We start from the raw sequence: 9,650 nt of genomic DNA, 5'->3' as shown, positions 1-9,650 counted from the left end.
TCGATGCACGAACCCGCTTCGCGGGAGTGTCGCTGGCGGCGAGGGTGATGTAGAACGACAGGCGTAGCGCCTGATCCGAGAGAGGCAGACGATTGTGGCTCCTTCAACCAAGGAGTCGAACGATGAACGAGATTATTCCGATTGGGCCGGTCAGCCCGCTTCGCCAGCGGCTGATCGAGGATATGTCACTGCGCCGGTTCGGGCCGGAGACGCAACGCAACTACCAGCGCGATGTGGGACGGTTCGCGACCTGGCTGGGGCGCTCGCCGCATACCGCGACCGCCGAGGATGTCCGCCGGTTCCAGATTGAGCAACGGGAAGCCGGGGTGCCGGCGCCGACCATGAACAGCATCGTGGCGGCGCTGCGGTTCCTCTTCACCCACACCCTCGACCGGCCCGATCTTGCACGCAAGCTGGTCCGCACCGCGCACGCTCGCAAGATCCCGGTGGTGCTGACCCAGAGCGAGGTGAAGCGCCTGCTCGATGCGACCACCAGCCTCAAGCATCAGGCCGCATTGTCGGTCGCCTATGGTGCGGGTCTGCGCGTCGGCGAGGTCGCGGCGCTCAAGGTGCGCGATATCGACAGCAAGCGCATGCTGCTCAGGATCGAGCGTGGCAAAGGCGGGCGATACCGCAATGCCATGCTGCCAGAGGGCTTGCTCGTGCTGCTGCGTGACTGGTGGCGCGCGGGGCGTCAGCAGGGTGTGCTCCACGCTGATGGCTGGCTCTTCCCGGGACGAGGCGCCATGCTGCCGATCAGCACACGCCAGCTCCACCGTGTCGTCGTCGAAGCTGCCGAGGCAGCCGACATCGCCAAGCGGGTAGGACCGCACACGCTGCGTCACAGTTTTGCTACGCACCTCCTCGAGGACGGGGTCGATATCCGCGTCATTCAGGCGCTGCTCGGTCATGCCAAGCTGAACACCACCGCCTTTTACACGCAAGTGGCAACCAAGACGGTGCGCGCCGTGGTCAGCCCGCTTGACCGGCTCGCACTGGCGGCACCGGACAAGGAGGCGCCGAGCGGCTGAGGACCGGTGCGCGCCGCACTCGAGGTCGCCGACGTTTTCTGCGCTGCCGGGCCAGCCTATCGGCTCGCCCATGCCGGGCACCTGAGCCTGCATCAGCTCAAGGTCATGTCGGCGATCGAGCACTGCCGCACCGCCGCGCTGGGCGGGCATGTCGAGGCCTGCACCGACTGCGGACATTGGCGGATCGCCTACAACTCCTGCCGCAACCGCCATTGCCCCAAGTGCCAGGGCACCGCCGCGCGCACCTGGCTCGCCTCGCGCGAGGCCGACCTGCTGCCGGTGGGATACTTCCATGTCGTCTTCACGCTGCCTGCCGAGATCGCGGATATCGCGTTCCACAACAAGGCGCTGCTCTACGACCTGCTGTTCAAGACTGCGTCCGAGACCACGCTCACCATCGCCGCCGACCCGAAGCATCTCGGTGCCCGCATCGGCATCACCGCCGTGCTCCACACCTGGGGCTCGGCCATGACCCACCACCCGCATATCCACATGATCGTGCCGGGCGGCGGTATCGCGCCGGATGGGGAGCGATGGATATCATCCCGCCCGGCCTTCCTCCTGCCGGTGCGCGTGCTGGGCGCCTTGTTCCGCCGCCTGTTCCTCACTCGGCTGCTGGCGCTTTACGATGCCGGCAAGCTCGCCTTCTTCGGTCGGCTCGCTCATCTCGCCGATCGTCGCGCATTCCTGCGCCACCTCGCGCCGGTGCGCAAAAAGCGCTGGGTGGTCTACGCCAAGCCGCCCTTCGCCGGTCCCGAGGCCGTGCTCGCCTATCTCTCGCGCTACACCCACCGGGTCGCCATCTCGAACAGTCGCCTCCTGCGGCTCGACGAGCATGGGGTCACGTTCCGCTACAAGGACTATCGCCGTTCTACGCCAGACCGGCAGCAGGTCATGACGCTCAGCGCCGACGAGTTCATCCGCCGCTTCCTGCTGCACTGCCTGCCACGCGGGTTCCACCGCATCCGCCACTATGGCCTGCTCGCCAGCGGCACCCGCAAGGCCCACCTCGAGCGCGCCCGCCGCCTGCTCGCCCTCGCGCCGCCCACCGCGGTCGAGCCACCCACCGAGCCCCCCGATCCGCGCCCGCCATGCCCTTGCTGCGGCGGGACCATGATCATCATCGAGACCATCGAACGCCGCTATCTGCCGCGCGGCCCGCCATGTCCGATCGCACCATCCGGGAACCTTGCGTCGTGACCCGGCACGGCCCCACACCGCCAGACCTCACCGCAACCGCGCTCCCGGGGATGAGGATGTCTGCATATCATCCGCCCAGGAGCAGTCGTCCCATCGCCAAAATCGGACGGACGAGCTCCCCACAGCCGCCCTGTCACTCCAAAATCGGACGGGCTGCTCTCAAACCCGTCCGCTTATCGACACCGTCTGCAGACGCCCAGATCGGCCGTAAATCGAAATCCCCATAGCTCACCGCATGCGGCCCGCGGGTTCGGGCACCGTCGACTTTCCGACGCCTATCGGCGTCCGAAACTCTAAACGATTCCAGAACGTCCGCTTTCGGCCGGAAGGCGGCAAATCCTGCCCCCGCCTCACTCTGCCGCTTGGCTAAGCGCGATGCGATTGCCTTCGCTGTCGGCGATCTCGGCGACGAAGCCTGCCTCGCCGATGTCCTTCTTGGGGTAGAGCACCGATCCGCCCGCCGCCTCGGCCCGCGCGATCACCGCGTCCAAATCGGGCACATCGAAGTAGAGGATCGCGCCGTCGCGGGTGGGCTTGTAGGCATCGCCCTTCGCCAGCGCGCCGCTTGTGCCCGGGCGGCCGTCGGCGCGGGGGAAGAAGGCCATGTCGTAGCCGTCGGTCTCGCGCCGATCGAGTTCGACCTTGAACACCGCCTCGTAGAAGCGGACCGCGCGGTCCATGTCGGTGACGGGGATCTCGAAATGGACGACCGGGTTGATCGCGGCGGGCTCGGTCATGGCGGGAGTTCCTTCGGGGGCTGGCTGGCAGGCCGCCAGCAGCAAGGCCAGTGCCAGCGCGCCCCGCAGCATCTCACCGTGCCGCCGCGAGGCTCTGCATGCGCTTCAAGTAGCGCGCGAGCACGTCGATCTCGAGGTTGACCGCATCGCCCTCCTTCAGCGCGCCCAGCGTCGTTACCGCGGCGGTGTGGGGGATGATGTTGAGCAGGAAGTCGCAGGTGCCGTCGGCCCGGTCGCGCACGTCGTTGACGGTGAGCGACACGCCATTGACCGTGATCGAGCCCTTCTCGGCGATGAAGGGGGCCATTTCGGCGCGGGCGCGGATCGCGATGTGCCAGCTGTCGCCGTCCTGAGACACCTTCACCACCTCGCCGACCGAATCGACGTGGCCGGTGACGATGTGCCCGCCGAGCTCGTCGCCGAGCCGCAGGGAGGGCTCGATGTTGAGGCTGGCGCCGGCGTTCCACATCCCCGGTACGGTGCGGCTGACCGTCTCGCCCGAGAGGTCGACGTCGAACCAGGCGTCCCCCGCGCTACCGCCGCGCTCGACCACGGTGAGGCACACGCCCGAGCACGCGATCGAGGCGCCGATGTCGATCCGCGCGGGATCGAGCGGGGCGGTGATGCGCAGGCGCAGGTCGCCGCGCTGCTCGGCGGCGGCGATGGTGCCGATGGCGGTGACGATGCCGGTGAACATTTCTTGGCTGGCTCCTGATCCCCTCCCCCTTGAGGGGGAGGCCGGGTGGGGGTGTTCGGCGGTTGATATTGCGTGGAACACCCACCCCCGACCCCTCCCTCAAGGGAGGGGGGAGGAAGGTGCGTCATCGCATCCGCAGATAGGCGGCGAAGCTGTCGCTGCCAAGCTGGCGGCGTTCGGCGAGGTGCCAGCGGTTGTGGGCTGCGGCGAGGCTGGCGAGGCCGAGCCCGCCGAGTGCGCGCTTGCCATCGCCGATCAGGATGGGCGCGGTGTAGAGGTGGAGCTCGTCCACCAGATCGGCGGCGAGGAAGGCGGCCGCGGTCTCGGCCCCGCCTTCGACATAGAGATACTGGACGCCGTCCAGCCCCGCGATCGCCTCGGGCGCGGGGAGGACGGTGGTGCCTTCGGGCGCTTCGCCGCGCGTCAGCACCACGCGGGCGGGCGAGCGGGCCTCCAGCCCGGGCAGGCGCACGTCGAGGCGCGGCTGGTCGGTGCGCCATGTGCCGCCGCCCACGAGGATCGCGTCATGGCGCGCGCGGTGGGCGTGGACATGGGCGCGGGCGGCCTCGCCGGTGATCCACTGGCTGGTGCCGTCGGCAAGCGCGATGCAGCCGTCCAAGGAGGTCGCGAGCTTCAGGGTCACCCACGGGCGGCCGAGCCTCTGGCGGGTGAGAAAGCCCCCAAGGCTCGCAGCCGATGCGGGGTCGTCGAGCAGCGTCACTGCAATGCCCCCCGCCTCGAGCCGCGCCATGCCCTGCCCTGCGGTGCGCGGGTCGGGGTCGATCTGGCCGATGACGACGCGGGCGGGCTTTGCGGCAAGGATCAGGTCGGCGCAGGCGGGGCCGCGCTCGGACCGATGCGCGCAGGGTTCGAGCGTGACGTAGAGCGTGGCGCGGGCCAGCAGCTCAGGCGCGAGGCCGGAAAGCGCGATCGCCTCGGCATGGGGGCGGCCCCCGTCCTGCGTCCAGCCGCGCGCCATCACGCGGCCCTCGGCCACCACCAGCGCAGCCACGCCCGGATTGGGGCGGGAGAGCGGGCGCGCGCGGGCGGCGAGCCGCGCGGCGGCGGCCATCCACGCGAGATCGGAAGGCGGGAGCGGTGCGGCTATTGTCCGGCGCTTTCGGCTTGCTTCGCCTTCGCGGCAGCCTCGGCCTCGGCGCGGCGCTTTTCGGCAGCGGCCTTCTCCGCCGCGCGCTCGGCATCGGCCTTGCGCTCGATTTCCTCGACATCCATCCCCGCCGCGCGGCCTAATGACTTGTAGAGCTCGCGCTTCTCTTTGGCGATGCGGGCTTCCTCGGCGGCGCGCAGGTCCTTGATTTCCTGGTTGGCGCGGATCTCGGCCTGGATCTCCGCATCCGAGCGCGTCGGGTCGAGCGTGGTGATGTATTCGATCGTCGGACGCTCGGGCTCGCCATATTCGGTGCTGTTCGCGCCCCACCAGATCATGCCCGCTGCCGGCAGGATCGAAACCAGCAGGATCGGCACGCGATAGGGCTGGGGCCGACGGAACTCGGTCCAGAAATCGGAAATGCCGCTGGCAGGATTGAACCGAGAGAGGATGGTGCGCATCGCGCCAATATAGGGGGAGGGCGCAAAGGGGGAAAGGGGGGTGAGACGAGGCGAGGAAGTCTCGCTCCCCTCCCGCTCGCGGGAGGGGTCAGGGGTGGGCCCGAGCGCAGCGAGGCTCCTTCAGCCCGCTTACCTACCCGAAGCTCGCGTAAAGCCCGCGCCCGTTGTCCTTCAGCCAGCGGTCGGCGTCGGCGATGGCGCCCTCGAAGATGTTGCCAAGCAGCGCGTGGAAGGCGGGCGAGTGGTCGAAGTGGACGAGGTGCGCGACCTCGTGCGCGACCACCGAGCGGCGGACGAAATCGGGGGCCTGCACCAGCCGCCAGTTGATGCGGATGCGGTTCTTGTCCGAGCACGAACCCCAGCGGCGCTGCGCCCGCGTCAGCCCGATGGGAACGGGATCGAGCCCGGCGGCCGCGCAATAGTCGCGCATGTCGGCCTCGGCGAGGCGCAGCGCTTCGGCCTCGAACCAGCGCTTGAGGCGGGTTTCGAGCCCCGCCTGCGGCCCGCCGACCCTGAGGGTGTCGCCCTCCACCACCGGACGCCGCGGCGCGCGGGTGTCCCATGCGAGCTTCAGTGCCCGCCCGCGGTAGCGCAGCTCGCCGCCCGGTTCGGGCGCGGCGCGGCGGGGGAGCTTGGCGTGCTGCTCGGCCAGCCAGCCCGCGCGCGCATGGGCAAAGGCGATCGCCTCGCGCCCCTCGGCCCAGGCGGGCAGGGTGATGCGGACCTCGCTGCCATCGGGCGCGAGCCGCAGCGTCAGCCGCCGCGCATTGCGCATCCGCTTGAGCACGATCGGCACCCGCGTTCCGCCAAGGTCGATCTCGGGATCGAGCGCCTGCCGGGCGGAGGCACTGCGCAGCCAGTCGATCATGCGCTCTCCTCCCAGTCGCGGCGGGGGGCGGGCCACTGGGTGATGTGGTGCTCCATCGGCCCGGCATCGACCTCGCTCACCACGCGTCCCACGATCGAGACGCCCGCGCGCCGCACCGCATCGCGGTCACCCGAGAGGAGGTAATGCCATCCCGGCAGCGGACGCCCGTCGGCACGCAGGCGGTAGGCGCAGGTCGAGGGGAGCCAGCTCACCTGCTCGACGATCCGCAAGGTCAGCCGCAGGCAATCGGGGACGAAAGCCTTGCGGTTGCGGTAGTCCGAGCACTGCGCCGTCCGCGTATCGAGCAGGCGGCAGGCGATGTTGGTGTCGACCACCTCGCCGGTGTCCTCGTCCTCCAGCTTGTGCAGGCAGCAGCGGCCGCAGCCGTCGCACAGCGCTTCCCATTCAGGCCGGGTGAGCTCGCCCAAGGGCAGCTCCCAGAAGCGCTCTCTCAGCTCACCCATCGCGCCAGTTCCGCCGCGACCGCCTTGCCGCCCTTGTCGGTGGGCAGGGTGGCGATCGGGGCGCCGTCGGGGCCGAAGAGGTAGACGACATTGGAATGGTCGACGAGATAGCCGCCGCCCGGCTGCGCCTCGCCCTTCTGGTAGAACACCTTGAAGGTCTTGGCGGCGGCCGCGATCTGTTCGGGCGTGCCGGTAAGGCCGACGATATCGGGCGAGAAGGCCGCGGCGAATTCGCCCACCACGGCCTGCGTGTCGCGTTCGGGATCGACGGTGATGAAGATCGGCACGATCTTGCCCGCCTTGTCCGGATCGCTCGCCTTCAACTCCTTCAGCCCCTGCGCCACGCGCTGCATGTCGGTCGGGCAGATGTCGGGGCAGAAGGTGTAGCCGAAATAGACGATGCGGTATTTCCCCGCGAAATCGCCCCAGCGCACAGGCGCGCCCTCGCTGTTCGTCAGCGTGAAATCGCCCCCGATGGCAGCGCCCGCCAGCGGCGGCTCTTCCTTGGGGGCAGCCCCGTTGCAACCGGCCAGGACCAGCGCGAGCGCGAATGCGACGGAACGGACGGCGGAAGGCTTGTTGATGCGGTTCATGCTCTGCTAACTGTCGCTTGTGAAAGGCGTTGCGGCTCGTCCCCCACGCCGTCCCACACGGGAAAGTGTGGCAGGTAATGCGAAAGGATCAAACCGTGGCTCATGGTGTTTTGCGCAAGTTAGGGGCTCGCGGGGCAATTGCCAGCGCGATTGCACTCGCGCTTGCCTCGCCGCTCGCTGCGCAGTTCCAGTCGGAGGGCTACCAGTTCCTCGAGGCGGTGAAGGAGCGCGATGGCAACAAGGCCACCGACATGCTTTCGAAGCCCGGCACCCAGATCGTCAACACCCGCGACATCACCAGCGGCGACACCGGCCTGCACATCGCGGTCGCGCGGGCCGACGTGCTGTGGGTGCGCTTCCTGCTCCAGCGCGGGGCCGATCCGAACATCCGCAACAAGAAGGGCATGACCCCGCTCCAGCTCGCCACCGCGCTGAGCTTCACCGACGGGGTCGAGGCGCTGATCAAGGGCGGGGCGAACGTCAATGTCGCCGACCAGACCGGCGAGACCCCGCTGATCGCCGCGGTCCACGCGCGCAACGTCCCGCTGGTGCGGCTGCTGCTGGAGAAGGGCGCCGACCCCGACCGCAGCGACAATTCGGGCCGCTCGGCGCGCGATTACATGAAGCTGCAGGCCGGCAACTCGCTGCTCATGCAGGAATTCGCCAATGCCGATGCCAAGCGGGCCGAGGCGGGAACCAAGAAGAACTACGGGCCTTCTTTCTGACATGACCGATTTTTCAGACCTGACCCTCGACGAGCTGCGCATCGCGCTCGCGCCCGATATCGCCGCTTCGGCGATTTTCGACGGCTGGACCGAGACCGCGCTGGTCGCCGCCGCCGAGATGGCGGGGGCCGATGTCGACGTGGCCAGGCTCGCCTTCCCCGGCGCGAAGCCGATGGACATGATCGAGGCTTGGATCGCCAGCGTCGATCAGGCGATGGAGGCCGAATGGCCGGCCGAACGCCTCGCCACATTGAAGATCCGCGAGCGCATCCGCACGCTGGTCGCCTTCCGGCTGGAAGCGGTGGAACACATCGATGAAGCCGTGCGCCGCGCGCTCGCGGTGATGGCCCAGCCGCAGAACGCCGCGCGCTCGCTGAAGCTCGGCTGGCATTCGGCCGACATCATGTGGCGCCTCGCGGGCGATACCGCGACCGACTACAACCACTACACCAAGCGCGCGATCCTCGCGGGGATCTACAGCGCGACGCTCGCCGTGTTCGTCAACGACGACAGCGAAGGCAAGGCCGACACCCACGCCTTCCTCGAACGCCGCATCGACGGGGTGATGAAGTTCGAGAAGGTGAAGGCGCAGTTCCTCGGCAAGGACCGCGAACTGCCGAGCCTGACGCGCTTCCTCGGCCGGCTGCGCTATCCGGCGCGGTGATCGGGTGGCCACGGCGACCCGTCGCCAAGGCCAGCGTAGTAATCCTCATGCGCCGCCACATGCGCTTCTAGCGCGGCGAGCAATTCGTCCGCCGCTTCTTCGCTCAGGCAGTCGGCCTCGTCGGGGCCGTCAAGCTCAGGCCAGCGTGCCAGCATGATGTCCCACCTTTCCTGCTCGGACATCACCGGCAGGACGCAACCCATGCGATCGAGCACGAATTGCAGTTGCTGCTGCGCCCCCGGGGCCCCCAATGCGCCGAGCGCGCTCACCACTTCGTCCGAATGCAGCGCGAAGGCATAGGTCAGGAAACGGTCGAGGCCGCCGCTCATGGCATCGCTGTAGAACAGAAATGCGACGGCGGCCGCGCGCCTCGGGCTGCCCCACTCGTGGTCCTGAGGCACGCAGTTGATGAAATTGTTCCACGCGCGTTCAGAGCAGAGCATGGGCGCTTGTTAACGCGGTCGGGAGGCGCAGGCCAGAAGGGTTCATCCACCACCTCTCCCGTCATCCCCGCGCAGGCGGGGATCCAGTCGGACTTGCGCTTTCCTCTGCCGTGGATGGGCCCCTGCCTGCGCAGGGGCGACGCGGTTGAGTCGGTGAAAAGCGCGCCGCCCCTGTCGCGCGCATCGCCCGTCTCCCCTATTGCCCGACTCGGATTCGCGGCGCATCTTGCGCCCGCGGGATCAAGACATTGACGGGAAGGGTATTTCGATGGCGGGTTCGCTCAACAAGGTCATGCTGATCGGCAATCTGGGCGCCGATCCGGAAATCCGCACCTTCAACAATGGCGGCAAGGTCGCCAACCTGCGCATCGCGACCTCCGAACAGTGGAAGGACCGCCAGACCGGCGAGCGCAAGGAAAAGACCGAGTGGCACACCGTCGCGATCTTTTCCGAAGGCCTCGTCAGCGTGGTCGAGCGCTACCTCAAGAAGGGCAGCAAGGTCTTCGTCGAGGGCAAGCTCCAGACCCGCAAGTGGCAGGACCAGAACGGGCAGGACCGCTACTCGACCGAAATCGTGATCCAGGGCCTCGGCGGCACGCTGACCATGCTTGATGGTGCGGGCGGCGGTAGCGGCGGCGGCATGGGTGGCGGCGGCGGTG

At 68.5% G+C, this 9,650-nt stretch carries 13 protein-coding genes; 5 read left to right on the top strand and 8 right to left on the bottom strand.

Annotation, left to right across the window (positions count from 1 at the left end):
* Nucleotides 1-122 precede the first annotated feature (122 nt).
* Nucleotides 123-1,031, top strand: a complete 909-nt coding sequence (locus tag BZF57_RS09555; RefSeq protein WP_067402726.1) for a tyrosine-type recombinase/integrase — start codon at nucleotides 123-125, stop codon at nucleotides 1,029-1,031.
* 6 nt (nucleotides 1,032-1,037) lie between these two features.
* Entirely contained in the window at nucleotides 1,038-2,231 is a 1,194-nt protein-coding gene (locus BZF57_RS09550; RefSeq protein WP_067489996.1) for an IS91 family transposase, read from the top strand.
* A gap of 350 nt (nucleotides 2,232-2,581) precedes the next feature.
* Here the strand turns inward: BZF57_RS09550 and BZF57_RS09545 are convergent, their stop codons facing one another.
* From BZF57_RS09545 to BZF57_RS09515, 7 genes are all read right to left on the bottom strand, one after another.
* Nucleotides 2,582-2,968: a VOC family protein gene (locus BZF57_RS09545; protein WP_086737168.1), complete on the bottom strand. Its 387-nt coding sequence runs from the start codon at nucleotides 2,966-2,968 to the stop codon at nucleotides 2,582-2,584.
* 73 nt (nucleotides 2,969-3,041) lie between these two features.
* Complete coding sequence (locus tag BZF57_RS09540; protein WP_086737047.1) at nucleotides 3,042-3,665, bottom strand: riboflavin synthase; 624 nt, start codon at nucleotides 3,663-3,665, stop codon at nucleotides 3,042-3,044.
* Nucleotides 3,666-3,789: 124 nt separating this feature from the next.
* Complete coding sequence (ribD, locus tag BZF57_RS09535; protein WP_086737045.1) at nucleotides 3,790-4,737, bottom strand: bifunctional diaminohydroxyphosphoribosylaminopyrimidine deaminase/5-amino-6-(5-phosphoribosylamino)uracil reductase RibD; 948 nt, start codon at nucleotides 4,735-4,737, stop codon at nucleotides 3,790-3,792.
* Nucleotides 4,738-4,769: 32 nt separating this feature from the next.
* Nucleotides 4,770-5,234: a hypothetical protein gene (locus BZF57_RS09530; protein ID WP_086737043.1), complete on the bottom strand. Its 465-nt coding sequence runs from the start codon at nucleotides 5,232-5,234 to the stop codon at nucleotides 4,770-4,772.
* Nucleotides 5,235-5,367: 133 nt separating this feature from the next.
* Nucleotides 5,368-6,102 (bottom strand): M48 family metallopeptidase, encoded by a 735-nt coding sequence (locus BZF57_RS09525; RefSeq protein ID WP_086737041.1) that lies wholly within the window; start codon nucleotides 6,100-6,102, stop codon nucleotides 5,368-5,370.
* Entirely contained in the window at nucleotides 6,099-6,566 is a 468-nt protein-coding gene (locus BZF57_RS09520; protein ID WP_086737166.1) for a YcgN family cysteine cluster protein, read from the bottom strand. Before BZF57_RS09520 ends, BZF57_RS09525 begins: the two co-directional genes overlap by 4 nt.
* Complete coding sequence (locus tag BZF57_RS09515; protein WP_086737039.1) at nucleotides 6,554-7,159, bottom strand: SCO family protein; 606 nt, start codon at nucleotides 7,157-7,159, stop codon at nucleotides 6,554-6,556. Before BZF57_RS09515 ends, BZF57_RS09520 begins: the two co-directional genes overlap by 13 nt.
* Nucleotides 7,160-7,254: 95 nt before the next feature.
* Here BZF57_RS09515 and BZF57_RS09510 point away from each other — a divergent pair, with 95 nt between their 5' ends.
* Both BZF57_RS09510 and BZF57_RS09505 read left to right on the top strand, forming a co-directional pair.
* A complete protein-coding gene (locus BZF57_RS09510) occupies nucleotides 7,255-7,884 on the top strand; it encodes an ankyrin repeat domain-containing protein (RefSeq protein ID WP_240505925.1) in 630 nt (209 codons plus the stop codon).
* 1 nt (nucleotide 7,885) lies between these two features.
* Nucleotides 7,886-8,548 (top strand): COQ9 family protein, encoded by a 663-nt coding sequence (locus BZF57_RS09505; RefSeq protein ID WP_086737035.1) that lies wholly within the window; start codon nucleotides 7,886-7,888, stop codon nucleotides 8,546-8,548.
* On the opposite strand, the gene BZF57_RS09500 is transcribed toward BZF57_RS09505, so the two are convergent.
* Complete coding sequence (locus BZF57_RS09500; protein WP_086737033.1) at nucleotides 8,533-8,991, bottom strand: hypothetical protein; 459 nt, start codon at nucleotides 8,989-8,991, stop codon at nucleotides 8,533-8,535. The two genes, BZF57_RS09505 and BZF57_RS09500, sit on opposite strands and share 16 nt — an antisense overlap.
* Nucleotides 8,992-9,259: 268 nt before the next feature.
* On the opposite strand from BZF57_RS09500, the gene ssb reads away from it, so the two are divergent.
* On the top strand, nucleotides 9,260-9,650 hold a 391-nt coding region (ssb, locus tag BZF57_RS09495; protein WP_240505924.1), incomplete at its 3' end, for a single-stranded DNA-binding protein.

The sequence above is a fragment of the Erythrobacter colymbi genome (genome assembly GCF_002155685.1).
In the GTDB taxonomy this organism is placed as follows: Bacteria; Pseudomonadota; Alphaproteobacteria; order Sphingomonadales; family Sphingomonadaceae; genus Erythrobacter; species Erythrobacter colymbi.
This window is presented reverse-complemented; position numbering and strand designations above follow the sequence as displayed.